Genomic DNA, 24595 nt, shown 5'->3' with positions numbered 1-24595 from the left:
ATCACGGCTGTGGCGAGGACCGAAGTCGATCGATGCCCTGGTGTGCTGGCAGTGCACCAAGCGGCAGACGGCGGTCTCGCACGCGTACGGGTCCCCGGCGGACGGCTGACGGCGGCGCAACTCGACGTACTGCGTCTTGCTGCGGCCGAACTGGGTGACGGGCGGCTGGAGCTCACGTCGCGGGGCAACGTGCAAATCCGCGGACTGCAGGCCGACGGGCCGCAGGACCTGTCGGATCGGCTCTTTGCGGCTGGTTTGCTGCCGTCGATGGCGCACGAGCGTGTCCGCAACATCCTGGCGTCACCACTCTCCGGTCTGGACCAGCAGTCGAGGTACGACGTACTTCCGGTCGCTACTGCCCTGGATCGGGCGTTGTGCGACTGCCCTGCGCTGGCTGAGCTGCCGGGACGGTTCCTATTCGCGCTGGACGACGGACGTGGGGATCTGGCCGAGCTGGCAGCTGATGTTGCTGTGCGGGCGCTGGACGAGCGGGTCGCGGTGCTGAGCCTCGGGAGCCGCGGTGTGCGGGTTGATTGGGACGCGGTGCCGGAGCTGATGGTGGGTGCGGCGGAGGCGTTTCTGGCGGTGCGGGATCAGGAGTGGCGGATCGCTGAGGTCGCTGGTGGTGAGGAGTTGATCCTCGAGCGGCTTGGGCTGCGGGCGACTGAGGTGCTGCCGGCTGAGACGGCGCAGGTCGTTGCTGGGGTGCATGGGGCGGGGCTGGTTGTCACGGTTCCGCTCGGGAGTTTGACGCAGGAGCAGGCTGCTGCGTTGGTGCTGGTTGGTGGTGAGGTTCGGATCACGCCGTGGCGATCTGTTGTGGTGCCGGCGGGTAGCACTGGCCTGGAAGAGGTCGGGCTGGTGACCACACCCGATTCCGTCTGGGAAGGTGTGACGGCCTGCGCAGGTCAGCCGGGGTGTGCGAAGGCGCTGGCGGACGTGCGCGCCGACGCAACCACGCTGCTGAGCGCGACAGCGGGCGAGGCGGCGGGCGGGTTGGCGCGGGTGGTTGGGCGTGGGCGGGTGCACTGGTCGGGGTGTGAGCGGCGGTGCGGGAAGCCCGGCGCGGGGTTCGTCGATGTTCTTGCGGTAGGCAACGGTTATCTGGTGGACGGGGAACGGGTGTGAGTTACGAGTACGAGCGGGACGGCGCGGAGATCTACCGGCGGTCGTTCGCGACGATCCGGGCCGAGGCGGCGCTCGACGGACTGCCGGCCGACGTGGCGCAGGTCGCCGTACGGATGATTCACGCCTGCGGGATGACCGATCTGGTCGCTGACCTTGCCTGGTCGCCGAACGTGGTGAAGAACGCTCGCACCGCGCTCCAGAACGGTGCGCCGGTCCTGTGCGACGCGCAGATGGTCGCGGCCGGTATCACCCGGCGACGGCTGCCTGCTGACAACGAGGTGATCTGCACGTTGCAGGACCCGCGCACGGTTGGGCTGGCACAGCAGTTGGAGACCACCAGGAGCGCTGCTGCCGTTGACCTCTGGATGGATCGCCTCGAAGGCGCAGTTGTTGCCATTGGCAACGCGCCGACCACGCTGTTCCGTTTGCTGGAGGTGATCGCGGGCGGCGGTCCGCGTCCGGCGGCGGTGCTTGGTATCCCGGTCGGGTTCATCGGCGCGGCAGAGTCCAAGGAAGCGCTGGCAGCAAACGAGCTCGGGCTGGAGTACCTGGTCGTCCGAGGACGCCGGGGCGGAAGTGCGATCACTGCAGCCGCCGTGAACGCGATTGCGAGTGAGGCAGAGTGACTGGGCGGTTGTGGGGGGTTGGGCTGGGGCCTGGGGATCCTGAACTGGTGACGGTCAAGGCGGCTCGGTTGATCGGGGCTGCGGAGGTGATCGCGTTCCACAGTGCGCGGCATGGGCGGAGCATCGCGCGGTCGGTCGCCGCGCCGTACCTGACGCCCGGGCAGCTCGAGGAGCACCTCGTCTACCCGCTCACCACGGAGACGACCGACCACCCAGGCGGCTACCAGGGCGCGATGGACGACTTCTACGCCGACTGCGCCACCCGGCTCGCCGCACACCTCGACGCCGGCCGGGACGTGGTCGTGCTCGCGGAAGGCGATCCGCTCTTCTACGGCTCCTACATGCACATGCACAAGCGCCTCGCGGACCGCTACCCGTGCGAGGTCGTCCCAGGCGTCACCTCGGTCAGCGCCGCAGCCGCCGTACTCGGCCGCCCGCTCTGCGAGCGCGACGAGATCCTCACCGTCCTGCCCGGCACCCTGCCACCCGACGTACTGGCGGACCGCCTCCGCTCCACCGACGCGGCCGCCGTGATGAAACTCGGCCGCACGTTCGCCGGAGTCCGCGAAGCCTTCGAGCTCGCGGGCCGCGCCGACGAGGCCTGGTACGTCGAACGCGCGACCACCGACACGCAACGCACAGCCCCGCTCAACGAGGTCGACCCAGACGAGGTCCCGTACTTCTCCCTCGCCCTCCTCCCGAGCCCCATCAACAACACCTTCGCCGCCCCGGTCACCAAGACCGCCGCGGAAGGCTCCGTCACCGTCGTCGGCCTCGGTCCGGCCGGGCCGGAGTGGATGACGCCGGAGGTACGCGCCGCGATCGCCGGTGCGGACGACGTGATCGGCTACACGACGTATGTCGACCGTCTGCCGGACCGGGCCCGCCAGCGCAAGCATGGCTCGGACAACCGGGTTGAGTCGGAGCGGGCTGCGTTCGCGCTCGACCTGGCCCGCAAGGGCTCCAGTGTGGTTGTGGTCTCGTCCGGTGACCCAGGTGTGTTCGCCATGGCCAGTGCGGTCACGGAGATCGCAGCAGAGCCGGAGTACGCCGACATCGCCGTACGGGTGCTGCCTGGCATGACCGCCGCACAGGCGGTCGCCAGCCGGGTCGGTGCGCCGCTGGGACACGACTACTGCGTGTTGTCGCTGTCGGACCGGCTCAAGCCGTGGGAGGTGATCGCTCAGCGCCTGACGGCGGCAGCGCAGGCAGACCTGGCCATAGCGATCTACAACCCCGCCTCCAGGTCCCGTACCTGGCAGGTGGAGGCGACCCGGGACCTGCTGCTGGAGCACCGCTCCCCCGGTACGCCGGTCGTCGTCGGACGCGACGTGGGCGGGCCCGAGGAGGCGATCACTGTGACAACACTGGCGGAACTGGATCCTCAAACGGTTGACATGCGGTGCCTGCTCCTGGTCGGCTCGTCACAGACGCGCACCGTGCCCCGCCCGGCCGGCTCGCTGGTGTTCACTCCCCGCCGATACCCGGCGACGGTGAGTGAAGGCACCCCAGGAGTCGGTTAAATCAGCCCTCCGGCTGTGTCAGGCGCAGTGCGGACGGGTAGGGACCGCCCCGAACCGACCTGTGAGGAGCCAGCGGAGATGAGTCAGCAGTACCCCGGCGACACCGCCACGATCACCACGCCCGCCGGCGACGCCAGCACGCAGAAGTACGAGGAGGCGCGCGCGGCCGCGAGCCGGGCGATGAGCACGATCTCGGTCAACCCCGAGCCGCCGTTGCGCACGCCCCCGGCCGCCGCTGCCGAGCCGGATGTCGACCCGGACCTGCTGTCGTACCGCGGGTTCAAGTTCGGTGCGGCCTTCTTCGGATGGCTGATCGCGATCTCGATGTCGGTGCTGCTGATGGCCGCCGTGTCCGCCGCAGCCCTCGGCACCGCCGAGATCCTCGACTACACCACCAGTGACGCGAAGGCGCAGCCCGGCGCGGCCTCGCTGACCGCGGCAGGTGTCACGGTCTTCATGCTGACGCTCGCGTTCTACATCGGCGGGTACGTCGCCGGCCGGCTGGCTCGCTTCGACGGCGGACGGCAGGGCTTCGGCGTCTGGATGATCGCCGTGCTCGTCGGACTGCTCGCCGGCGGTGCCGGTTGGGTGCTGGACAACCAGTACGGCCTGGTCGACAAGATCAACCGGCCGGACGTGGCACTCGCCGACAACACCCTCCTGCTCGGCAGCATCGCCGCAGCGGCCACCCTCCTGGTCCTGACGCTGCTGGCCGCCATCCTCGGAGGCAAGTCCGGCAGGCGCTACCACGACCGCATCGACCAATTGCTCTGAGTAAAGCTGGGTAAACGATCTCCTGGTTTCTCACCGGGTACTAGATAGGTACACGGGGCTTGTCCGGTGAGGAGAAGCTGACATGACCCAGGAGCATCAGGAAGACACACGCGTTGACCGGCTCGGCCCGTCCGAGCTGTACGAGGAGGAGCGGACCGCCCCGCCCGTCCGGGAACGTGTACACCGGCGCTCCAGAGGCGGCGGGACGTTCTACGGCTGGCTGGTCGCGATGGGGCTGACCGCGCTGCTGACCGGGATCGCCGGCGCGATCGCGGCGGCCGTCGACTACGCGGCCACCTTCGACTGGGACGACGCCACGACCAGCGCGAACACCGCCGGCACGATCGGGATCGTGTCCGGCGCGATCCTGCTGCTGATCCTGGCGTTCGCCTACTACCACGGCGGGTACGTGGCCGGCCGGCTCGCAGGATCCGGCGGCGCCCTGCACGGCATCGGCGTCTGGCTGGTCGGGGTCGTCGTCACCGCGATCGCCGCCGGGCTAGCAGGGCTGGCGGGCACGCAGTACGACGTACTCGACCGGATGAAACTGCCGTCGGTGCCGATCGCGGACGAGACGCTGACGACCGGCGGCGTGATCGCCGTGATCGCCGCGGCCGTCGTCACGCTGATCGCGGCAGTGGTCGGCGGAATGGCCGGCCGCAGGCGGTACGACCGCATGGACACCAGCGCCGACTGAACCACCCTGCGGGCGACTGTGCTAGAACAGGCAGTAACCAAAGGGGCCCTCGTGGACCAGTTAACGCTCGGCGTCATCGGCCGTTCCCGCAAGGAGAACGAGCACCGGCTACCGATTCATCCGCACCACTTCGAGCGGATCGACGAGGATCTGCGCCAGCAGATCTTCCTCGAGACCGGGTACGGCGAGCGGTTCGGGATCTCGGACGAGGACCTGGCGAAATCGGTGGCCGGCGTCGTCGGCCGGGACGAGCTGATCGCGGTCGCCGATGTGGTGGTGCTGCCCAAGCCGCAGCCCGAGGATCTCGCCGGGCTGCGGGTCGGGCAGACGCTCTGGGGATGGCCGCACTGCGTCCAGGACGACGAGGTCACGCAGCTCGCGATCGACCGCCGGCTCACGCTGATCGCGTTCGAGGCGATGAACCACTGGACCGCCGACGGCCGGTTCAGCCTGCACGTTTTCCACAAGAACAACGAGCTCGCCGGGTACTGCTCAGTGCTGCAGGCGCTCGAGCTGATCGGCTCGACCGGCGACTACGGGCGCCGGCTGCGGGCGGTGGTGATCGGGTTCGGCGCGACCGCCCGAGGGGCCGTCACCGCGCTGAACGCGCACGGCGTGCACGACGTCGACGTCCTCACCGGCCGTGACGTGGCCGCCGTCGGCTCACCGATCCATTCGGCGCGGATCGTCCAGTACGACCAGGACGAGGTCGAGCCCGGCGCCGCCCTCGATCCCCGCCGCAGTCACGCGCTGACCGACGAGGGCCGGGTGCCGCTGGCAGGGTTCCTCGCCGAGCACGACGTGATCGTGAACTGTGTGCTGCAGGACCCGGACGCGCCGCTGACGTTCCTGATCGAGGAGGATCTCGCGCAGTTCGCGCCGGGCAGCCTGATCGTCGACGTCTCCTGCGACCTGGGCATGGGGTTCAGCTGGGCCCGGCCGACCGGGTTCGACGACCCGACGTTCGTGGTCGGCGACAACATCACGTACTACGGCGTCGACCACAGCCCGTCGTACCTGTGGAACTCGGCGACCTGGGAGAACAGCGAGGCCCTGCTGCCGTTCATCCGCACCGTGCTCGAAGGTCCCGCCTCCTGGCACGCCGACGCCACCATCAGCCGGGCGATCGAGATCGAGGCCGGCACCATCCGCAATCCAGGCATCCTCTCCTTCCAGCACCGCTCCCCCGTCCATCCCTATCCGCATCTCGAACCCCACGCCGCGGATCGGGCTGATCCGCTTTACGGGTGACACTGGCCGCGCACACGAGCGACCGTCAGGCTGGGCCGCATGACACGGACCGCGCTGGTCGTCGGAGGAACGAGCGGAATCGGTGCCGCCGCCGTACGGCGCTTGGCCGCAGACGGACTGCAGGTCGTCGCAGCCGGCCTCGGCGCGCGTCCTGAGCAGGTCGAGCTGGATCTGCGCGTCGACGGCTCGGTGGAGGAGTTGATCGGGTCGTTCGAGCGTCTCGACGTACTGGTCAACGCGGCCGGGATCATCCGGAGGGGCGACGAGCACCGGCCGGACGTGTTCCGGGACGTGGTCGAGGTCAACCTGACCGGAGCGATGCGGGCAGCCGAGGCCGCGCACGAGCTGCTCGCCGCGAGCGGGGGCTGCATCGTCAACGTGGCGTCCATGCTGAGCTACTTCGGTGGACCCCTCGTTCCGGCGTACAGCGCGTCGAAGGGCGGGATCGTCCAGCTCACCAAGTCGATGGCGGTCGCGTGGGCGGCGGACGGGATCCGGGTGAACGCGGTCGCGCCCGGCTGGATCGCCACCGATCTCACCGCCGCGCTGCAGTCCGACCCGGTCGCCTCCGACCGCATCCTGTCCCGTACGCCGATGGCCCGCTGGGGCACCCCGGACGAGGTCGCGGGCGTGATCGCGTTCCTGACCGGCCCGGACGCGGGCTTCGTCACCGGCACCGTCGTATCCGTCGACGGCGGATATCTGAGCATGTAAGGAGAACCCGATGATCCCGGTATCAGCAGGTGTCCCGGCGGAGATCGCCGTGCAGGCGGTCCCCGACGACGAGCGGCTCTGGGTGCCGCAGGCCCCGGACGTCTGGTTCCGGCCGCTGATGCTGAACACGATCACCGGCCAGTGGTGCAACCTGCTCAAGGTCACCCGGGCCGGCATAGTGTCCCGGCACCGGCATCCGAGCGCGGTCTTCGGCTACGTCATCAAGGGCAAATGGCAGTACGACGAGCACGACTGGGTCGCCGACGCCGGCTCGTTCGTGTACGAACCGCCCGGCGAGATCCACACGCTCCGCGTCCCGGAGGAGTGCACCGAGATGATCACGTTCTTCAACATCTCCGGCGCGATGATCTACGTCGACGAGGCCGGCAACCAGATCGGCTACGAGGACACGTTCACGAAGATCCAGCTGTGCCGGGACCACTACGGCGCCAACGGGCTCGGCGCCGACTACGTGGACCAGTTCATTCGCTGACCTTCCGGACCGCCTCGATCACGGCGTCCAGGGCGGGTGACTCGGGGCGGTCGCGCCGGGTGAACAGGGCCACCTGGCGTTCCACGCCCGCGTCGTGGATGGGGACGAGGCGGACGCCGTCCAGGTTGGCGGTACTGACCGCGAGCTCGTTGGTGACGCCTACGCCGAGGCCGTGGCGGACCAGCGACAGCAGGGTCTGCGGCTGATTGGTGCGAAACGCGGACTCCGGGTTGAGGCCCTTCGAGGCGAAGGCCAGGTGGGACTCGAACTGTCTGGGCCCGTCGCTCTCACCGATCGAGATCAATGGCAACTCGGCCAACTGTTGCAGGGTGACGGACGGGCAGGTTGCGAGTGGGTGGTTCTCGGGGAAGACGGCGGTGAGGGGCTCGCGCCAGAGGATCTCGTGCACCAGGGACTCGTCGGCAACGAGCGGGTGCACCGGGCGGATAGCGAGGTCGATGTCACCACGGACCAGTGCGGCCTCCAGGTCCACGCTCGGCCCCTCGACCAGGAGCAGGCGGATGCTGTCCGGCAGACGTCGTACGACCTGCGGGAACAGCCAGGCTGCTGCACTCGGGTAGGCGCCGAAGCGGACGACTCCCCCGGCGGACAGGTTCTGCACGCGCCGCAGGATCTCCTCCGCCTGCGGGAGCAGCACGCGGCCCTCAGGAGTCAGCCGTGGCGGGTGGGCCGTGCGGTCGAAGAGCTGTACGTCGAGCGCGCGTTCGAGTTCCGCGACATGCTCGCTGATCCTGGACTGGCCTCGATACACCGCCTTCGCGGCGGCGGAGAACCCGCCGTACCGCGCGACAGCGACGAAACTGACGATCCAGTCCATCTTTACGCCGTACATCGCGCCGAGATCCATGGTCGTCCACGGTAGCCGGGAAGACCCGGACCGGGTCCGGCGTTGCTCCTGGTGTGCTGGACGTAGCAGTGATCGGAGCAGGGCAGGCGGGGCTGTCGGCGGCGTACCACCTGGTGCGGATGGGGTTCACGCCGTACGACGAGGTCGTCGTACTGGATCGGAATCCGGAGCCCGGTGGCGCCTGGCAGCACCGGTGGGACTCGTTGACGATGCACGACGTCCACGGGATCGCGAACCTGCCCGGCGTACCCGTGCCGTCCAGTGCCGGTGCGGAACGGGCCAACGAGTTCGTGCCGGCGTACTTCGCGGACTACGAGAAGCAGTTCGACCTGCCGGTACGGCGGCCTGTAGCGGTCGAGAGCGTCCGCGCGGTGGACGACGGGTTCGAGCTCGACACGTCCAAAGGCAGGTATCGCGCGGCCTCGATCGTGAACGCAAGTGGGACCTGGGATCGGCCGTTCATCCCGTGGTATCCGGGGATCGAGACGTTCCAGGGCCGTCAGCTGCACACCGCCGACTACCGCGGCGCTGCTGAGCTGGCCGGGCAGCAGGTCCTGGTTGTCGGTGGTGGAGCGTCAGCTGTGCAACTGCTCGCGGAGATCTCTGAGGTCGCGACGACGACCTGGGTGACGCGCCGGCCGCCGGAGTGGCGGACCGATGAAGACTTCACGCCCGAGTACGGACGTCAGGTCGTGGCCCGCGTCGAGGAACGCGTCCGCGCCGGTCTTCCGCCTCGCAGCGTTGTCAGCGTCACCGGCCTGCACCTGCGCCCACAGGAACAAGCTGCGTGGGCACGTGGTGTCTACACTCGCCTGCCGATGTTCTCGCGCATCACACCAGACGGTGTCGAGTGGGCCGACGGGAGCAGCATGCAGGTCGACATGATCCTGTGGGCGACCGGCTTTCGAGCCGACCTAGCTCATCTCGCGCCGCTCCACCTCCGCGAGCCGTCGGGCGGTATCCGGATGAACGGCACCGCCACCGTCGCCGACCCGCGCATCCACCTGGTCGGCTACGGCCCCTCAGCCAGCACCATCGGCGCCAACCGCGCCGGCTTCACCGCCGCCCGCGCACTGCGGGACCTCCTCAAACCGCTGGCTGCATAACGGGTTCTGGCTCCTGCACCACGACCGGTACGAACAGACCGGCGACCAGGAAGACAACTGCCGTCAGCAACCAACCCGGCCAGCCCCACGACACAGCGACCGTCGTAATGAGCAGCGGTGCCACGAGGTCCCCGATCTGATGCCCCATCGCGTAGGCACCCTGGTACTGCCCCTGGGCACCAGGTGGCGCCAACTCGAAGCTGATCCCCCATCCGCCCGCGGACTGCAGCATCTCGCCCAGGACATGTGCCAGCGCCGCCACGATCAGCAGACCGATCGTCACCGCACCAGACGTCGCATCGCTCAGCGCCAGTACGACGCACGTGATCGCCAGGAGCAGTCCTGCACGTCGACCGGCGCGGGCGGCGCCAGAGAGGCGCTCGGTGCCGCGCGAGATGCGCACCTGCAGCAGGATCACCGCAGCGGAGTTGAGCACCAGCAGCACGGAGATCATCCATCGCGGCGCATCCGTCGCAGTCGCCACCCACAGCGGGATACCGATCTGCGCGAGCGCACCATGCATGCTCAGTACGCCGTCCAGCCCGACGAACACCAGGAACCTGCGATCCCGGATCGCGGTCAGCCCCGACGGACCTGCCGCGGCCGGCACTCGCGCGACGGCCGGCATCCCGAACCGCACCAGCCCGGCCGTCACCAGGTACGTCGCTGCGTTCGCTAGCAGTGCTACGACGTACACCTCGCGCTTGTCGACCGCGAGCACCACACCGGCGGCTGCCATTCCAACGGCCATGCCGATGTTCGTGACGACCCGGAGGATCGCCCGCGTCCGGACCCGCTGGTCGGCAGGTGCGACTCCGGCGATCAACGCCCCCTTCGCGCCACGCTGGCCCGAGTCCGCGATCGCGGTCACCGCCGCTACGGCGACGTACCACCCGAACGACGTCACCTGCGTGAGCGCGGTCATGGTGACGGCCTGCAGCAACAGGAACCCGACGTACGCCCGGTTGGGTCCCAGGCGGTCAGCGACGACACCGAGCGGCGTACTCGCCACCAGTCCGACCAGCGCGGCGATCGTCAGCCCAACGCCGACGTGACCAACGGACAGCCCCACAGCGCGGGTCAGGTAGAGCGCCCCGACTGCTGCGTAGACGCCGTTCCCCAGAGTGTTGACGAGCGTCGCCGCGATCAGCCGCCGTACAGCAGGCGAAAGAGATGAGGTCACAGCTGCTCATCCAACAACCGGCTCCCCGGCGCCACCGGTGGACTGCAGACTTCCGTCAGTCCGTCAGCGCATGATCAAAGTCAGGAGGTCGGCGCCGAGGGTGGTCAGGGCGTCGTTGTTCAGGCGGTAGGCGACGAAGCGGCCCTGGCGTTCTGCGGTGACCAGGCCGGCTCGGGTGAGCGCCCGGAGGTGGCGGGTGACCTGCGTCGGGTGGAGGCCCCAGAGGGAGGCGATCTCGCCGGCGGTGCGTGATTCGCTGGCCACAGCTCGGCAGACCTGGAGGCGGTCGGGGGACGCCAGTGCATCCAGACGGGCCCTGATCTGCTGGGCGGTCGGTACGGCGGCCGCGCGGCCTGTGCCCGGGTAGATGATCGTGACGGGCTCACCGGGGACCTCACCCACGAACAGGTGCGGTGCGATGTAGTTGCTCGGGACAAGCAACAGCGAGCGGCCGCTGATGTCGATGCGCTTGCTCTGCACCTTCTGTACGACGACGCTGTCCGCGTCCCGCAGGTCGATCGCACTGTCCAGCGAGCGCAGCATGGTCCCGACACCGTCCCGGACGGCCAGGTCCCGGTCGTGCCGTCCACGGGCAGCCAGCGCGTCCCGGGACTCCTCCCAGAGCGCACCGAACCACTCGTGCCAGCAGGCATCCAGTACGTCGAGAAAGCGGCGTACCGGCTCCTCAGGTGACGTCACAAGAGCCTCGACCAATGCGGCGACAGAACGACCGCGACTGCGAGCCCAATGCTGTACGGCGTCTGTGTCGATCGACCGGCTGCTCAGCGGGCGACCGCGCAACGGCCTGACGAGCTCTGCAGCCACCTCCTCCGGCGGGCGTTCGCGGAGGGCAGAGAGCTCGTCGGACCAGGTGGGCAGGCCAGTGGCGGCGCTGGTGGCGAAGAAGCGAGCACGTACGGCACGCACCGTCCAGTTCCACTGCGCCAGCTCTTCACGCAGCTCAGCGGACAGCGGGAGCGCAGCAGCCCAGTCCACGCGGTCGTGATGGGCAGGCTCGGCCAGCACATGGAGCGCACAGCCGAGCTCGATCAGCGGCGAGGCGACATGCCGAATCCGCTCAGGCTCGAGCCGAGTCAGGCCGGCGAGAACAGTCGGCACTCAATCCTTCAGTTTGAACTGGAGGTCGGTGTCCCAGTCGTTCATGTCCGGGACCTCGCGCGGGTCGGAGCGGTAGATCTCCAGGCGGGCGGTCCAATGGGCGCCGTCGGCGTCCCATTCGAGGCCCTGCTCCTCGGCCCAGGCGAGGAGATCGCGAGTGGCTTCCATCAGGCCGTCAGGGTGACCGTGATGGCTGACGGTGGCGTAGCGTCCGGCCGGCAGTACGCCGGTGACGATCTCGCCCTCACCGGAGTGCAGGTCGTCGACCGGGAACCCGATCTCGAGCACCAGCCCGGCCTCCATGTCGACCACGTCGTACTTGAAGAACGGCGCGTCGTTCGGCGCGATCTCCTTGGCCGCGAGCCAGCCGATCACCTCACCCATCCGGTCCGCGAACGCCCCGATCCCGTCCATCGCGACCTTGCCCCGCAGAGCGACGTACGGCCGCTCCCCAATCTCCACGATCTCCGGCATGCGATCCTCCCAACTCGGCCCTGAGTTCAACCTAGCGCCTGCTGGATCGCATACGTGTCCTGGTACTCGCGCCACTCCAGGATCCGCCCTCCCCGCACCCGCAGTACGCCGATGAACCGAGCAGACCCGCGCTTCCCGGTGCCGGCGATCTCGCCTGCCAACTCGTACTCGACCACGGCCACCTCGGGATCAACCGTCTCGTGCACCGCAAGCTTCGCGAACCGGTCGAACCGCACCGGGAAGTTCGCCCGCGCCGGCACGGCGAACGCGAGCCACTCGTCCCGTCCGACCCACCTCCGCGGCCCACCCGGCGCGAACGGCGCCTCCATCACCACCTCGTCCGCCAGCAGGTCGTCCATCGCGGCCGCATCACCCAGCCAGCCCGCGCCCATCCGATCGATCACGGCGTGCAGATCCGACATGCCACACCTCCATAACCTGAGTACCCACTCATCTTGCAGCCGACTATAGTGAGTGCCCACTCAGGTTTCTACCCCGGAGGCCGTATGACTCCCCGCGCCGACGCCCGGCGGAACCGCGCCGCGATCCTCACCGCGGCGACCGAGGCGTTCGCGGAACACGGGCCCAAGGCAACCACCGAGCAGGTCGCCGTCCGCGCGGGCGTCGCGGTCGGGACGGTCTTCCGGCATTTCCCGACCAAGGACGCGCTCGTCGTCGCGATCATGAAGGAGTCGCTGCAGCACCTGGTCGCGCTCGCCGCCGGGTCGACGCTGTTCGACTTCATGTCGGCGGTCGTCGACGAGGCGGTCCGGACGCGGACTGTCGTGGTAGCGCTGACCCACGACCTCGATGTCGGCGATGCCCTCAGCGGCCTCACCGGCGAGCTCCAGCGCTTGCTCGATCAGGCGAAGGACGCCGGCGTCGTGCGACCCGACGTACAGGTCGACGAGGTGCTGGCGTTGCTGACCGCGGCCGCGCAGGCGGCGCAGTCGGCAGGGTGGCCGGAAGATCTGCGACGACGGACGCTGGCTGTGGTCTTCCGCGGCTTGGCGCTTGCCGACGTGGATTCGTGAGCGTCTACTGAGAGCTGGGGGTGGCCGCCATGTTCAAGTTCAAGGTTGCCGTAGCCGCGCTGGCCGTCATGCTTCTCGGGCCGTCGACGCCTGCGTTCGCGGAGCCGACGACGCCGATCACCTACAACGCCGGTACGACGGCGACGCGGTTCACCGGGCTTGCGTTCGACACATGTACGGCGCCGACGCTTGCTCAGATGACCGCGTGGAAGGCCTCTCCGTACAAGGCGATCGGGATCTACTTCGGTGGCGTCAACCGGTCCTGCGCCCAGCCGCAACTGACCCCCGCGTGGGTCGCGTCCGTCACCGCGATGGGATGGCGGCTCGTCCCGATCTATCTAGGGCTTCAAGCACCCTGTGGTAACCGGACGTACAAGATGTCGACGGCCTCGTCGAACCGCGACGCGGTCCGGGACGCGGACGACGCGGTCGCGAAGGCCAAGGCACTGGGCCTTCTGCCCGGCAGTGCGCTCTACAACGACATGGAGAACTACGACAACACCAACGCCGTCTGCCGTTCCGCCGTCCTGCACTACCTGTCCGCCTGGACGAAGCAGCTGCACCTGCAGCGCTACCTGTCCGGCGTGTACGCCAACCTCAGCTCAGGGGCGCCCGACCTCGCCGCGGCGTACAACTCCCCGTCGTACGCGCGGCCGGACGCACTGTGGATCGCACGCTGGGACAACAGCAGTCTGCTCACAGGGTGGGCTGGTATCCCCAACACGTTCTGGGCGGTCGGGCAGCGCGGCAAGCAGTACCAGGGCGACCACAACGAGACGTACGGCGGCGTGACGCTCAACATCGACAGCGACCGTTTCGACGCACCGGTGGCGAGCGTTGCCTACAGGTACACCGTCCGTACGACGGTCCACTCGTACAGCGGTCCGTCGACCGCCTACCCGGTCCGCTCGACCATCGCGGCGAACACCTCGCTCCGCATCGTCTGCCAGACCTTCGGGCCGAAGGTCGGCACCACCACGGTGTGGGACAAGCTCATCGACGGCACCTACGTGACCGACTACTACGTGCGGACCCCGAACAAGCCCGGGTACAGCGCGCCGCTGCCCGGCTGCAGCTTCCCGTTCCAGACCACGATCAACAACCTGACCCGGCGGCACGGCCCGGGTACGGCGTACGCGACGTACCCGAGCACTCTGCCGATCGGCTCGCTGGCGTGGGTCACCTGCCAGGCGCCCGGTTCGAAGGTCGGTACTACGGCAGTTTGGGACCGGCTGAGTGACGGCAGCTGGGTCACCGACTACTACGTCGCGACTGCGAGCAATACGACGTACACCGCACCGATCCGGCGCTGCTGACTACTACTTGGACCAGGGCGGCTGGACCGAGGTGCCGTCGGCCATGTAGCCGGTGAAGCCGGCCGTGATGACGACAATGAGCTCCGCCTTGCTCTCGCCGAGGTTGGTCAGCGAGATCGGCTCACCCGCAGGGACCACGACGGAGTCGCCAGGGCCGAGCTTGTCGCCGTCCGGGCCGAACTGCACCGAGCCGCTCAGCACCGTGAAGATCTCGTCGCGGTCGAGCGTGTGCGGTGCATCGCCGCCGTGCCCCACGTCGACGGTGAGCCGCCACGCGCAGAGCCCGGCCGACCCGAGGCTCGGCGACGCGAACACCGTGAACTCGACGCCCGGCAACTGGAACCGCGGCGCCTCGGCCGCAGGAATGACATGCATTGCGTTCCCCCAATCATTTAGTCAAGCTGACTTGACCAAGTCAGCTTGACTATCATGACCGGTATGACGCGTTCGGGCAAGCCTGATATCGGAATCCTCCTGCTGCTCGCGGAGCAGGAGTTCGTCCGCGAGCTCCGCGAGTACGTCGCCGCCCAGGGGTACGACGACCAGGGCCGGTCGGACGGCTTCGTCTTCAGGACGTTGCACGACGGCCCGACCACGATCACCGGCCTCGCGGAGCGACTCGACATCACCAAGCAGGGCGCCAGCCAGATCGTCGACGACATGGAGCGCCGCGGGTACGTCGAACGCCGCCCCGACCCGACCGACGCCCGCGCCCGCCTCCTCCACCTCACCGACCGCGGCCAGGCAGCCCTGTCCGCGGCGCGACGGTTCCACCAGAGCTACGAGCGCCGGCTACGCAGGAAACTCGGCGACGAGGCGATCGACACCCTGCGCGACGTGCTGACCGAAGTGGCCGGCGAAACCCAGATCAGCACGCCCCACTTCCGCGCCCTGATGTTCTAACGCCCCGCACCCCCGCCGCCCCGCACTCGCCAGCGCCACCGGAGCCCCGCCACGACCCGCTCGCCAGCCTGGCTGGCGTTGGTGGAGGGTTTCCAGCACATCATTGGAGGCGAACTGGCGCTATCACAGGAGAACTCTCCTACCAACAACGGCCAGCATCCCCGTCAGCCGGCCGACCGGCGGTCCCTCGAGCGAACGTGGCGCAGGCGCAGGGGCCCGTCGAGTCGTGGGATTTGGCGGCCAAACGCAGCCTCGATCCACGACTCGCGGTTTCGAGCGGCAACCAAACGTCACGACTCGACGTGAGACCGCACGCGCGACCCGCGGGCGCCGTCGTAGTGGGGAGAGAAGTCGTCGCGATCTGCAAATTTGTTTCCCCGGCTCTTTGGGTATGGCCGGACCCGTGCCCAGCCGACCCAACCACCCCCGCGTCCTGGCCCCAAGGCCCATCGGGGAAGGTTGCTTTCAGCTGAAGTACTGGGGGAAGAGGTCGTGGGTGGGCCAGGACTTCACGCCGTTGGCGGCGGTCCACATGGCTGCGTCGATGTCGCCGTACGACTTGCCGCTGGCGTCGTCGCGGCGGTTGAAGACGGCGGCCCAACTGAGCCCGCCGGACGTGCGGACGAGCAGCGTGTAGGTGCCGGGCATGCTGCCGGTGTGCCACGTGTTGCGACCGGTGCCGCCGGTGACCGGGCGGATCTGCCAGCCGAGACCGTAGTACCAGCCGTCGGCGTTCACCCCGGTGGACGGCTTCGCCCACACCCGGCCGAGCGAGGTGCTGTTCAGCACGCTCGACGGCGCGTCGAACATCTTCGCCCAGCGCACCAGGTCCGGCGCGCTCGCGATCCAGCCGCCGTTCGCGTCCTGGATCCGCATGCTGAACGAGCCGTACGGCGCGGCCACGGTCTTCCCGGTCATGTCGAGCACGGTCGGTCCGGTGTACTGCGACTCGTACGACGTCTCGCCGCTGTGCTTCGCGATCGAGTAGCCGAGCGACATCCGCTTGATCTTCAACGGGGCCAGGAGCTTCTGCTTCACATAGCTCTCATAGCTCAGACCGCTGACCTTCTCGATCACCCGGCCGGCCAGCAGGTACCCGAAGTTGGAGTACGCGTACTTCGTACCCGGGTTGACGTCGAGCTTCTGCCCGGCCATGTATTTGACCACGTCCGCGTGCTGCAGCTGCAGCGGTACGCCGAGGGTGCGCGAGATGATCGCGTCCTTGAAGTTCGGGTCACCGGACACGTCGCGGTCCCACCCGCCGAGGTGTTGCAGCAGCTTCCACAACGTGATCGTCGACCAGCGCGAGTCGCGGGTCAGCCCGCTCGCCGGCGTGATGTCGAGGATGTTCGCGACCGGCGTCGACAGGCTGAGCTTGCCGTCCTGCACGAGCTTCACGATCGCGGCCGCGGTGAACGACTTGGACAGGCTCGCGATCCGGAACAGCGAGGTCGGCTGCACGGTCAGCGCGGTCGACGTACTGTAGCCGCGGGCAAGCACCAGGCGGCCCTTGTACGTCACGGCAACCTGCCCGGCCGTGACACCCCGGGCCTGCATGAACGCCTTCATCTGGTTGTCGAACCCGGCCAACGTCGGCACCGCGGTCCCGGTCGTCTTCCAGGTCGCAGCAGCATCAGCAGGCCGCCCGATCAGATAGCCCGCACCGGTACCCACCGCAGCAGTAGCACCAGTCGCAACAGCCAACTTCCCGAGATTCCGGCGCGACAACTCCACGAACGTCTTCTCCTTCAAGGCAGGGGTTTACAACACGAACTGCGCAGAAGGAAGTCTTTCACCCAAGAGGTCTACTCGACCATCGAGGCGTAGGAGATCACGCCGCGGCGGATTTGGTCGACGACGGAGCGGGCTGTTTTGCGGAGCGGGGTGTCGCCGGCGGCGTCGGCTATTTGTTCGGTGAGGTCGATGAGTTGTTTGACCCAGCGGACGAAGTCGCCGGCTGCCAGGTCGGACTCGTACAGGACCTCGGCCAGGGATGCGCCCGACGCCCAGCGGAAGGCGGGCCAGCAGAAGTTCAGGTCCATCGACCGCAGGAAGTCCACCCGCATGTCGCGCTCCAGTGCGGACAGGTCGCGCCAGATCGAACCCATCCGCTCCAGTGCTTCCCGTACGTCGCCGCGCGGCAACCGCGGTGACGTCGGCTCGTCCTTCGACCGCGACTCGTAGACCAGCGCAGCGAGGCACGCGGCCAGCTCCGGCACGGTGAGGTCGTCGAAGACTCCTTGCCGCAGGCACTCAGCCGCGACCAGGTCGAGCTCCGTGTAGATCCGCGCGAGCCGGTCGCCCGCCTCGGTCGTCTTGTCGCCGTCGAGGTAGTGCAACGCGTCCAGCACCTGGCAGACCCGGTCGAACTGGCGGGCGATCGTGTTCGTCCGCTGCTCGATCTTCCGCTGCACGTCGCGGTTCTCCCGGTCGAGCCGGAAGTACCGCTCCGCCCAGCGGGCGTGGTCCTCGCGGTCCGAGCAGCCGTGGCACGGGTGCGCGCGCAGCTCCGCCCGCATCTCCTGCAGCTCCGGGTCGTCCGCATGGCTGACGGCATCCTTGCCGCGGGACCGCGACGGCGGCCCGTCCTCGCCGAGCAGGTCGGTCCGCGTCCGCAGTACCTGGGCCAGCTCGCGGCGCTGCTGCGGGTTGCGCGGGTTGAACTTCCGCGGGATCCGCAACGTGCCGATCGCCTCGACCGGCGTCGGGAAGTCGACCATCGACAGCTTCCGCACCTGCCGGTCCAGCGTCAGCACGGTCGGCCGCGGCCCTTCCCGCTCGGAACGGAAGCCCGGGTCGAGCACCAGCGCCCAGCCCGCGCTCCGCCCGGCCGGGATCCGGATGATGTCCCCGGTCTTCAGCTTCTCGATCGACTCCTGCGCCTCGACCCGGCGGTCGAGCTTGCGCCGCTTCGACCCGGACGCCTCGCGATCACCGATCCGCCGGCGCAGCGCGGCATACTCGAGGAAGTCGCCGAGGTGACACTCGATCGACTCCTTGTACCCCTCCAGCGCCTCGGTGTTCCGCTGCACCTGCCGCGCCAGCCCGACCACAGCCTGGTCGGACTGGAACTGCGCGAACGACAGCTCGAGCATGTCCCGCGCCCGCGTCCGCCCGACCTGACGCACCAGGTTGACGGCCATGTTGTACGACGGGGAGAACGACGACCGCAGCGGATACGTACGGGTGGACGCGAGACCGGCGACCTCCCGCGGATCGAACCCGGGCTGCCAGAGCACGACCGCGTGCCCCTCGACGTCGATCCCGCGCCGCCCGGCCCGCCCGGTGAGCTGCGTGTACTCCCCCGGCGTGATGTCGACGTGCGCCTCGCCGTTCCACTTCGACAACTTCTCCAGTACGACGGTGCGCGCCGGCATGTTGATGCCCAGGGCAAGCGTCTCGGTGGCGAACACGACCTTGATCAGGCCGCGCGCGAACAGCTCCTCGACGACCTCCTTGAACGCCGCCAGCATGCCCGCGTGGTGCGCGGCGATGCCTCGGCTGAGCGCCTCGGCGAAGTCGTGGTACCCGAGTACGCCGAGGTCCTCGTCGGGGAGGTCCGCCGTACGCTCGGCCACCACCCGCTTGATCTCGTCGCGCTCGGACGGCTTGGTCAGCCGCAGGCCGGACCGCAGGCATTGCACGACCGCGTCCTCACAGCCCTTGCGGGAGAAGATGAAGAAGATCGCCGGCAGCAGCGCGCCGGCGTCCAGCTCCTCCACCACGTCCGAGCGGTACGGCGTGAAATGGGTCCGGGCCGGCCGCCCCTTCGGCAGGTCGCGACGCCGGCGCGGTTTACGCGAGTCGTCGCGGAAGATCCGGTTGTCGTCCCGCGCGATCCGGACCAGCTGCGGGTTCACCAGATCCCTGACATCGGCCTTGACCTCCTTCGCGGGATTGCCGGACTTGGAGGCCTTCGCGGGAGCGCCGACCCTCGCGGTCGGCGCTTCACCGGCGAACAGGTCGTGCAGCCGCTTCCCCACCATCACGTGCTGGAACAACGGCACCGGCCGCTTCTCCTCCAGCACGACGACGGTGTTGCCGCGGACGGTCTCCAGCCAGTCGCCGAACTCCTCCGCGTTGCTCACGGTCGCGGACAGCGAGACCACCGACACCGAGTCTGCCAGGTGGATCAGCACCTCTTCCCAGACCGCGCCACGGGACCGGTCGGCCAGGTAGTGCACCTCGTCCATCACGACGTACGACAGGCCCAGCAGCGTCTGCGATCCGGCGTACAGCATGTTGCGGAGGACCTCGGTCGTCATGACGACGATGGGGGCCTCGGAGTTGACCGAGTTGTCACCGGTGAGCAGGCCGACCTTGTCCGCGCCGTACCTGCTCACCAGGTCGCCGTACTTCTGGTTGCTCAGGGCCTTGATCGGGGTGGTGTAGAAGCACTTCTGGCCGCGCTCCAGCGCCAGGTGGACGGCGAACTCGCCGACCAGCGTCTTGCCGGAGCCAGTGGGCGCCGCGACCAGCACCTGGTGGCCGTCCTCGAGGGCGGCGCAGGCGCGCAGCTGGAACTCGTCCAGCTCGAAGTCGTAGAGCGCCCGGAAGTCCTTCACGGCGGGATGCTCCTGGTCCGAGCGGAATGTGGCGTACTTCTCGGACGGAGTGCTCATGCCACCAATCTATGCGACTCCTCCTACAGATTTGTCGCGGAGCCGGTTCTTGATGAACGCGGCGGCGTGGTCGAGCGCCTCGTCGGCCTCCGGCATCAGCCCGGCGAAGTACTGGTACACGTGCGGCGCACCGGCGACCACGTCGAGGCTGACATCCACCTCCTGCTCCGCGGCCCGTGCGACCAGGCGGAGCGAGTCGTCGAGCAGGACCTCCGCGGAACCGACCTGTACGAGCAGCGGGGCCAGGCCCTTCAGGTCCGCGAATACCGGGCTGGCCAGCTCGTTGTGCGGGTCCGCGCCGCCCAGGTAGAGCTCGGCGGACTCAGCCATGTTCGCGCGACTGAAGAGCGGGTCGTAGTCACCCCGCGAGTCGATGCTCGGGCCGGTCAGCGCGACATCGGTCCACGGCGAGAACAGCACCGCCCCGGCAGGCTGCGGCAACCCCTCCGCGCGGGCCGCGAGCAGCACCGCCAACGCGAGCCCACCACCGGCCGAGTCGCCAGCAATCACGACGTTCTGACCCGCCAGCTCCCGGTACGCCGCCAACGCGTCGTGGATCCCCGCCGGGAACGGATGCTCAGGCGCGAGCCGGTACTCCAGCGAGACCGCCGGGACGCCGGTACGACGGGACAGCGGCACGGCCAGGTTCGCACCGGTCCGGGCCGAACCGATGACGTACGCGCCACCGTGCAGGTAGAGGATCACGCCGTCCTGATCCGCGCCCTCGACGCGCACATCGAGGGCCGGTACGCCGCCCAGCGTGCGCTCGACGAGCGTGACGTCATCGCCGAGCGGAAGGCTCCCGAACCGCTCGTCGAACTCGGCCCGCTGCTCCGCCGGCGTCCGGCCCAGCTCGCCCTTCTGCATCATGCTGCGTGCTGCTTCGCGTTCTTCAGCGCTCATCGCCGTCTCCTGGTGATAGATTCCGAGGAATATAGTTCTCTGCAACTACATTCCGAGGAATCTAATTCCGTGACTGATCTCACAGCATTGTTCACGGACCTGGTCCGGTTGGAAACGCGCCTCTACAACGTGCTCGACGCGCGCCTGAAGGCCGAGCACAAGCTCCCGCTCGGCCAGTTCGAGTTCCTCCGGTTCATCGCGGCGCACGGGACGACCCGGGTCTACGACCTGGCGCGGGAGATGGCGATCACGGTCGGCGCCACCAGCAAGGCAGTCGACCGGCTCGAGGCCGCCGGGCGCGTCCGACGTACGGCGAACCCCTCGGACCGGCGCTCGTCACTGGTCGAGCTGACCCCCGCAGGCGCCGACATCCTGGCCGCCGCAACCCCCACCGTCGAGGCAGAACTCCAGACCTGGGTCGGCTCCGTCCTTCCAGCAGCCGTCCTCGACCAACTCGCCACCAGCCTGTCGATGCTCCGCCAACGAGCCGAGCTCGATCCCCGTACCGATCGGGCCGAGAACAGGACATGACGCAGCCGGGCTCCCTTCCCTGGTGGTCCGAGGAGAGCCCGGCTGCGCGCCTGGTGGTGACTAGCCGATGTGGTACGGGTCGCCGTACACCTTCCAGTCCAGCGGGGTGTTCAGGTTGAAGTTGCCGTTGCGGAGGAAGACCCGCTGCGCGGTGTCGACCCGGCTGGTGTCGCTATGCGCCTCCTCCTGCTTCATCGCCCAGACCCGCGCGTCCAGGAACGCGTTCAGGTACGTCGTCTCGTTGCCGCCCTGCGCCGGCGGCTTCGCCTTGGCGAGCGCACGCTTGCGGATGCCGCCGAAGCTGGTGGCGTCGTCACCGTCGCCGTGCATGACGATCGCGTCGTAGTAGCAGAACTGCCCGAGGGTGCGCAGCCCGTCGGACTTGCCACGGCTCACCGCCGGGTTGAAGTACACCCGGTCGCGCTCGTCGTTCTGGCACTGCTGGAACACCGAGTCCTTGGCCGCGGTCTTCCAGTCCTTGGTGTAGTTCGGGTCGAGACCCTTGTGCGAGTCGCTGCCGTCCACCTTGCGCAGCGCCGGCAGGTACTTCTGCAGCACGTTGTTCGGCTTCCGGTCGGCGTACAGCTCGACCAGCTCGAGCATGTCGTGGGTCCCGGAGCAGAACCCGATGATGCCCGCGGTGTACCCGCGGCCGTCGTCGATGTCCTCGATGTACTTGTACTGCGCCTTCCAGTCCAGCGACGAGTTCTCCGCGCTGCAGACGATCTGCATCGCGATCTCCTTCTTCGCGGGGTCGTCGAGGCCAGTCGCCTGCACCGCTGCGTCGGCGTGCGGGGCGTAGCGGGAGACGGCGAACCCGGTGGCCGGCACGGCGGCGAGCGAGAGGCCGAGCAGCAGGGTGGTCCGGCGCGTAGGGCGGTACTCCATGTGGTCCTCCGAGGGGCGTCCGAGGAATGAACTGTTAGGAAGCTTTCCTATCAGACGGAGGACAGAAATGAGAATACCTCGGACGTTAATGTTTCCGTCTCAGTGGAAGACGGTCAGGGCGCCCGGCGCGATGCCGATGTCGACCGGGAGCGGGCCGAGCACCTCGCCGTCGCCGTACGCCGTGATGCCCGGCGACTCGATCCGGACCGCGCGGCCCCGGAGTGTCCGCACCGCCGGATGGCCGACGTGGGTGCCCTTGGACAGCTTCGGGAACAGCTGCAGCAACGTCATCCGGGACACCGGCTGGATGATCGTCACGTCCAGCAGGCCGTCGTCGATCACGGCGCCGGCGCAGATCTGCAGTCCCCCGCCGTACGTCGGCCCGGTGCCGACCGCCACCAGCATGGCCTTGGTCTCGATCACCTCGTCGTCGACCGTCACGACGTACTCGAGCGGCTTGAACGTGCGCAGCTCGACGAGGGTCGCGACCGTGTAGCGGGAACTGCCCTTCGGCCAGCTCATCGCGTTGGCCCGCTTGTTGACGAGGGAGTCGAACCCGCCCGCCACAACCGTGGTGATGAACTCGTCCTTCGCCACCGCGAGGTCGATCGCCCGGGTCCGGCCGGCCACCACGAGGTCGGCCGCCGCGGCCGGATCCTTCAGCGGTACGCCGATGCCGCGGGCGAAGTCGTTACCGGTACCGGCCGGGATCACGCCGAACGGCATTCCCGAATTCGCCAGCACCTGGGCGCCGAGATGGATCGTGCCGTCGCCACCGATCAGCGCGACCGCGTCCGCCCCGGAGGCGACCACTTCGGCCGCGATCTTCCCGACGTCCTCGGCACAGGTGGTGGTGTGCACGTCGACGGTCAGGCCGGCGGCCGCGAGCCGCTCACGAACCGCCGGCGCGATCCGCGCACCACGTCCGCGACCGCTGGTGGGGTTGACCACCAGCGCGATTCTCCGGCTCATCAGTCGGCCAGGAGTTCGTCGGTACGGCGGGCCCGGCGCCGGTCGTTGAACCGCGAGATGATCTCGGCGACGAAGAACAGCAAGCACATCGGGATCGCCAGCAGGCACATCGTGAACGGGTCGCCGGACGGGGTCGCGACGGCGGCGAACACGAAGATCACCAGGATGATGTACGGCCGGAACTTGCCGAGCGCGGCGGCCGGCACCACGCCGACCATGTTCAGCAGCACGACCACCAGCGGGATCAGGAAGGCGACGCCGAAGACCAGCATCGTGCGGAGCACGAAGTCCAGGTAGTCGGGCAGCTCGACCAGGTTCTGGATGTCGAGCGGGGTGAAGCCCAGCAGGATCTCGATGCCCTTCGGCAGCGTCCAGTACGCCACCGCGATACCGGCTGCGAACAGCGGGGTCGCGATCGCCGAGAAGATGTAGGCCCACTTGCGCTCGCTGCGGTGCAGTCCGGGCGCGACGAATGCCCAGATCTGGAACAGCCACACCGGCGCGGCCAGGACCAGCCCGAACAGCGCCGAGATCTTGATCCGGAACGTCAGCGCGTTACCGACACCGGGAAAGGTCAGCTGCGGCGTCTTCGTCTGGCCGGCGTCCTTGGCCATCTCGGCGACACTCGTCACGAACGGCCTGGTCAGGAAGTCGAAGGCGTGGTTGTAGAAGATCCAGCCGACGACCGTTCCGAGCACGATCGCGAGCACACTGATGAGCAGCCGGTTCCGGAGCTCGACAATGTGCTCGCGCAGGGTCATCCGACCCTCTGGGTCCTTCGGGTGGCGGTCCTTCTTCTCCTTCCGCCGCCCGAACTTCACCATCGACACAAGGGGCGCGTTCGGCTCAGTTGGCCGTGTGCGTCGGCGGCAGGCCGTCGCCCGGCGACTGGCCGTTCACCTGGTTCGGCTGCGGAGCCGGCTGGGCCTGCGTCTGCTGCACGGCCTGCTGCGCCGGGGGCTGCGAGGCTTCCTCAGTCAGCTCCGCGTCCTTCTTCTTCGGGCCGACCTCTTCCTCCCAGATCTTCTTCGACTTGCCGAGCTGCTTCACCAGCGCCGGCAGCTTGGCCGATCCGAACAGCAGCACGACGATCGCGAGGATGACGAGCCACTCGGCGCCTTGGGGCATACCGATGAGCGGTGCTGCCATGTCGATCTCCCTTTCACCATCAAACGCAGCCAACTTCGGCTCGGGACTCGAGCCTGAGTTCGTGGCCGAATACTACGCCGGAGCGTGCGCGTCCTCACGGGTCTGTCCAGACCCGGCCTCGGACTGTGCGGCGTCCAGCTTGGACTGGGCGGCGACCAACTCACGCGTCAGTGCCTTGATCTGGCCCCACATCTTCATCGCGAGCAGGGCGAGGACCAGGAGCCACACCGCCACCACCGCGAGGAACAGCAGGAACCAGTACATACCAAGGAGCCTAGCCGGTTCCAGTCCAGCGCCCACGTCCCGCGGTGGGTCTCGGGG

General features: G+C 68.5%; 27 protein-coding genes. 13 read left to right on the top strand and 14 right to left on the bottom strand.

What is annotated here, in order from left to right; translation table 11 throughout:
* Positions 1–9 precede the first annotated feature (9 nt).
* The 8 genes from ACLJOO_RS37965 to ACLJOO_RS37930 all read left to right on the top strand — a co-directional run bounded on the left by ACLJOO_RS37965 (position 10) and on the right by ACLJOO_RS37930 (position 7206).
* Positions 10–1128, top strand: a complete 1119-nt coding sequence (locus tag ACLJOO_RS37965) for a precorrin-3B synthase (protein ID WP_410792597.1) — start codon at positions 10–12, stop codon at positions 1126–1128.
* Entirely contained in the window at positions 1125–1754 is a 630-nt protein-coding gene (locus tag ACLJOO_RS37960) for a precorrin-8X methylmutase (protein WP_410792595.1), read from the top strand. Before ACLJOO_RS37965 ends, ACLJOO_RS37960 begins: the two co-directional genes overlap by 4 nt.
* The gene (locus tag ACLJOO_RS37955) at positions 1751–3277 is read left to right on the top strand and encodes a precorrin-2 C(20)-methyltransferase (protein ID WP_410792593.1); all 1527 of its coding nucleotides are present in this window, start codon (positions 1751–1753) and stop codon (positions 3275–3277) included. The genes ACLJOO_RS37960 and ACLJOO_RS37955 overlap by 4 nt, the downstream gene beginning before the upstream one ends.
* Positions 3278–3355: 78 nt before the next feature.
* Positions 3356–4051, top strand: coding sequence for a hypothetical protein (locus ACLJOO_RS37950; RefSeq protein ID WP_410792591.1), 696 nt, complete (start codon positions 3356–3358; stop codon positions 4049–4051).
* Positions 4052–4133: 82 nt separating this feature from the next.
* Positions 4134–4748 (top strand): hypothetical protein, encoded by a 615-nt coding sequence (locus tag ACLJOO_RS37945; RefSeq protein ID WP_410792589.1) that lies wholly within the window; start codon positions 4134–4136, stop codon positions 4746–4748.
* 51 nt (positions 4749–4799) lie between these two features.
* Complete coding sequence (locus tag ACLJOO_RS37940; protein ID WP_410792588.1) at positions 4800–5999, top strand: N(5)-(carboxyethyl)ornithine synthase; 1200 nt, start codon at positions 4800–4802, stop codon at positions 5997–5999.
* Positions 6000–6038: 39 nt separating this feature from the next.
* Positions 6039–6713, top strand: a complete 675-nt coding sequence (locus ACLJOO_RS37935; protein ID WP_410792586.1) for an SDR family NAD(P)-dependent oxidoreductase — start codon at positions 6039–6041, stop codon at positions 6711–6713.
* Positions 6714–6723: 10 nt separating this feature from the next.
* Complete coding sequence (locus tag ACLJOO_RS37930; RefSeq protein ID WP_410792584.1) at positions 6724–7206, top strand: 2,4'-dihydroxyacetophenone dioxygenase family protein; 483 nt, start codon at positions 6724–6726, stop codon at positions 7204–7206.
* Here the strand turns inward: ACLJOO_RS37930 and ACLJOO_RS37925 are convergent.
* Positions 7196–8074, bottom strand: coding sequence for a LysR family transcriptional regulator (locus ACLJOO_RS37925; RefSeq protein ID WP_410792583.1), 879 nt, complete (start codon positions 8072–8074; stop codon positions 7196–7198). The two genes, ACLJOO_RS37930 and ACLJOO_RS37925, sit on opposite strands and share 11 nt — an antisense overlap.
* 53 nt (positions 8075–8127) lie before the next feature.
* On the opposite strand from ACLJOO_RS37925, the gene ACLJOO_RS37920 reads away from it, so the two are divergent.
* The gene (locus tag ACLJOO_RS37920; RefSeq protein ID WP_410792582.1) at positions 8128–9180 is read left to right on the top strand and encodes an FAD-dependent oxidoreductase; all 1053 of its coding nucleotides are present in this window, start codon (positions 8128–8130) and stop codon (positions 9178–9180) included.
* Here ACLJOO_RS37920 and ACLJOO_RS37915 read toward each other — a convergent pair.
* The 4 genes from ACLJOO_RS37915 to ACLJOO_RS37900 all read right to left on the bottom strand — a co-directional run bounded on the left by ACLJOO_RS37915 (position 9161) and on the right by ACLJOO_RS37900 (position 12378).
* Positions 9161–10363 carry an MFS transporter gene (locus tag ACLJOO_RS37915; protein ID WP_410792580.1) on the bottom strand — a complete coding sequence of 401 codons (1203 nt, stop codon included), beginning with the start codon at positions 10361–10363 and terminating at the stop codon, positions 9161–9163. The genes ACLJOO_RS37920 and ACLJOO_RS37915 overlap by 20 nt on opposite strands.
* 63 nt (positions 10364–10426) lie before the next feature.
* Positions 10427–11482, bottom strand: a complete 1056-nt coding sequence (locus ACLJOO_RS37910) for a DUF5937 family protein (protein ID WP_410792578.1) — start codon at positions 11480–11482, stop codon at positions 10427–10429.
* Positions 11483–11956, bottom strand: coding sequence for a GyrI-like domain-containing protein (locus ACLJOO_RS37905; RefSeq protein ID WP_410792576.1), 474 nt, complete (start codon positions 11954–11956; stop codon positions 11483–11485).
* A 26-nt stretch (positions 11957–11982) separates the two neighbouring features.
* Positions 11983–12378 (bottom strand): nuclear transport factor 2 family protein, encoded by a 396-nt coding sequence (locus ACLJOO_RS37900; protein ID WP_410792574.1) that lies wholly within the window; start codon positions 12376–12378, stop codon positions 11983–11985.
* A gap of 84 nt (positions 12379–12462) precedes the next feature.
* Here ACLJOO_RS37900 and ACLJOO_RS37895 point away from each other — a divergent pair, with 84 nt between their 5' ends.
* Together ACLJOO_RS37895 and ACLJOO_RS37890 are read left to right on the top strand one after the other, a co-directional pair.
* Positions 12463–12990 (top strand): TetR/AcrR family transcriptional regulator, encoded by a 528-nt coding sequence (locus tag ACLJOO_RS37895; protein WP_410792573.1) that lies wholly within the window; start codon positions 12463–12465, stop codon positions 12988–12990.
* A 29-nt stretch (positions 12991–13019) separates the two neighbouring features.
* Positions 13020–14306: a glycoside hydrolase domain-containing protein gene (locus ACLJOO_RS37890; protein WP_410792571.1), complete on the top strand. Its 1287-nt coding sequence runs from the start codon at positions 13020–13022 to the stop codon at positions 14304–14306.
* A 3-nt stretch (positions 14307–14309) separates the two neighbouring features.
* On the opposite strand, the gene ACLJOO_RS37885 is transcribed toward ACLJOO_RS37890, so the two are convergent.
* Complete coding sequence (locus tag ACLJOO_RS37885; RefSeq protein ID WP_410792569.1) at positions 14310–14681, bottom strand: cupin domain-containing protein; 372 nt, start codon at positions 14679–14681, stop codon at positions 14310–14312.
* 63 nt (positions 14682–14744) lie between these two features.
* On the opposite strand from ACLJOO_RS37885, the gene ACLJOO_RS37880 reads away from it, so the two are divergent.
* Positions 14745–15209 (top strand): MarR family winged helix-turn-helix transcriptional regulator, encoded by a 465-nt coding sequence (locus tag ACLJOO_RS37880; RefSeq protein WP_410792568.1) that lies wholly within the window; start codon positions 14745–14747, stop codon positions 15207–15209.
* Positions 15210–15674: 465 nt separating this feature from the next.
* Here the strand turns inward: ACLJOO_RS37880 and ACLJOO_RS37875 are convergent, their stop codons facing one another.
* The 3 genes from ACLJOO_RS37875 to ACLJOO_RS37865 are packed head-to-tail and all read right to left on the bottom strand — an operon-like array spanning position 15675 to position 20734.
* Complete coding sequence (locus ACLJOO_RS37875) at positions 15675–16961, bottom strand: serine hydrolase domain-containing protein (RefSeq protein WP_410792566.1); 1287 nt, start codon at positions 16959–16961, stop codon at positions 15675–15677.
* Between the two features lie 53 nt (positions 16962–17014).
* Positions 17015–19831, bottom strand: coding sequence for a DEAD/DEAH box helicase (locus tag ACLJOO_RS37870; RefSeq protein ID WP_410792564.1), 2817 nt, complete (start codon positions 19829–19831; stop codon positions 17015–17017).
* 9 nt (positions 19832–19840) lie between these two features.
* The gene (locus tag ACLJOO_RS37865; RefSeq protein ID WP_410792562.1) at positions 19841–20734 is read right to left on the bottom strand and encodes an alpha/beta hydrolase; all 894 of its coding nucleotides are present in this window, start codon (positions 20732–20734) and stop codon (positions 19841–19843) included.
* Positions 20735–20803: 69 nt separating this feature from the next.
* Between ACLJOO_RS37865 and ACLJOO_RS37860 the strand changes: the two genes are divergently transcribed.
* Entirely contained in the window at positions 20804–21265 is a 462-nt protein-coding gene (locus ACLJOO_RS37860; RefSeq protein WP_410792561.1) for a MarR family winged helix-turn-helix transcriptional regulator, read from the top strand.
* A gap of 60 nt (positions 21266–21325) precedes the next feature.
* On the opposite strand, the gene ACLJOO_RS37855 is transcribed toward ACLJOO_RS37860, so the two are convergent.
* From ACLJOO_RS37855 to ACLJOO_RS37835, 5 genes are all read right to left on the bottom strand, one after another.
* Positions 21326–22153: a chitosanase gene (locus ACLJOO_RS37855; protein WP_410792560.1), complete on the bottom strand. Its 828-nt coding sequence runs from the start codon at positions 22151–22153 to the stop codon at positions 21326–21328.
* A 99-nt stretch (positions 22154–22252) separates the two neighbouring features.
* Entirely contained in the window at positions 22253–23125 is an 873-nt protein-coding gene (locus tag ACLJOO_RS37850) for a diacylglycerol/lipid kinase family protein (RefSeq protein WP_410792558.1), read from the bottom strand.
* Positions 23125–23949, bottom strand: coding sequence for a twin-arginine translocase subunit TatC (gene tatC, locus ACLJOO_RS37845; RefSeq protein WP_410792556.1), 825 nt, complete (start codon positions 23947–23949; stop codon positions 23125–23127). The genes ACLJOO_RS37850 and tatC overlap by 1 nt, the downstream gene beginning before the upstream one ends.
* Before the next feature lie 22 nt (positions 23950–23971).
* Positions 23972–24274, bottom strand: coding sequence for a twin-arginine translocase TatA/TatE family subunit (locus ACLJOO_RS37840; protein WP_410792555.1), 303 nt, complete (start codon positions 24272–24274; stop codon positions 23972–23974).
* Between the two features lie 72 nt (positions 24275–24346).
* Positions 24347–24538, bottom strand: a complete 192-nt coding sequence (locus tag ACLJOO_RS37835) for a hypothetical protein (protein WP_410792554.1) — start codon at positions 24536–24538, stop codon at positions 24347–24349.
* Between the last annotated feature and the right edge of the window lie 57 nt (positions 24539–24595).

Origin of the sequence: Kribbella sp. C-35 (assembly GCF_046549195.1) — a bacterium.
Lineage (GTDB): Bacteria > Actinomycetota > Actinomycetes > Propionibacteriales > Kribbellaceae > Kribbella.
This window is presented reverse-complemented; position numbering and strand designations above follow the sequence as displayed.

Bases quoted from the DNA above. Each gene is read 5' to 3' on its own strand.
- ACLJOO_RS37950 (WP_410792591.1), top strand. From the start codon at position 3,356: ATGAGTCAGCAGTACCCCGGCGACACCGCCACGATCACCACGCCCGCC.
- ACLJOO_RS37945 (WP_410792589.1), top strand. From the start codon at position 4,134: ATGACCCAGGAGCATCAGGAAGACACACGCGTTGACCGGCTCGGCCCG.
- ACLJOO_RS37935 (WP_410792586.1), top strand. From the start codon at position 6,039: ATGACACGGACCGCGCTGGTCGTCGGAGGAACGAGCGGAATCGGTGCC.
- ACLJOO_RS37930 (WP_410792584.1), top strand. From the start codon at position 6,724: ATGATCCCGGTATCAGCAGGTGTCCCGGCGGAGATCGCCGTGCAGGCG.
- ACLJOO_RS37925 (WP_410792583.1), bottom strand. From the start codon at position 8,074: ATGGATCTCGGCGCGATGTACGGCGTAAAGATGGACTGGATCGTCAGT.
- ACLJOO_RS37905 (WP_410792576.1), bottom strand. From the start codon at position 11,956: ATGCCGGAGATCGTGGAGATTGGGGAGCGGCCGTACGTCGCTCTGCGG.
- ACLJOO_RS37900 (WP_410792574.1), bottom strand. From the start codon at position 12,378: ATGTCGGATCTGCACGCCGTGATCGATCGGATGGGCGCGGGCTGGCTG.
- ACLJOO_RS37895 (WP_410792573.1), top strand. From the start codon at position 12,463: ATGACTCCCCGCGCCGACGCCCGGCGGAACCGCGCCGCGATCCTCACC.
- ACLJOO_RS37890 (WP_410792571.1), top strand. From the start codon at position 13,020: ATGTTCAAGTTCAAGGTTGCCGTAGCCGCGCTGGCCGTCATGCTTCTC.
- ACLJOO_RS37885 (WP_410792569.1), bottom strand. From the start codon at position 14,681: ATGCATGTCATTCCTGCGGCCGAGGCGCCGCGGTTCCAGTTGCCGGGC.
- ACLJOO_RS37880 (WP_410792568.1), top strand. From the start codon at position 14,745: ATGACGCGTTCGGGCAAGCCTGATATCGGAATCCTCCTGCTGCTCGCG.
- ACLJOO_RS37870 (WP_410792564.1), bottom strand. From the start codon at position 19,831: ATGAGCACTCCGTCCGAGAAGTACGCCACATTCCGCTCGGACCAGGAG.
- ACLJOO_RS37865 (WP_410792562.1), bottom strand. From the start codon at position 20,734: ATGAGCGCTGAAGAACGCGAAGCAGCACGCAGCATGATGCAGAAGGGC.
- ACLJOO_RS37855 (WP_410792560.1), bottom strand. From the start codon at position 22,153: ATGGAGTACCGCCCTACGCGCCGGACCACCCTGCTGCTCGGCCTCTCG.
- ACLJOO_RS37850 (WP_410792558.1), bottom strand. From the start codon at position 23,125: ATGAGCCGGAGAATCGCGCTGGTGGTCAACCCCACCAGCGGTCGCGGA.
- tatC (WP_410792556.1), bottom strand. From the start codon at position 23,949: ATGGTGAAGTTCGGGCGGCGGAAGGAGAAGAAGGACCGCCACCCGAAG.
- ACLJOO_RS37840 (WP_410792555.1), bottom strand. From the start codon at position 24,274: ATGGCAGCACCGCTCATCGGTATGCCCCAAGGCGCCGAGTGGCTCGTC.
- ACLJOO_RS37835 (WP_410792554.1), bottom strand. From the start codon at position 24,538: ATGTACTGGTTCCTGCTGTTCCTCGCGGTGGTGGCGGTGTGGCTCCTG.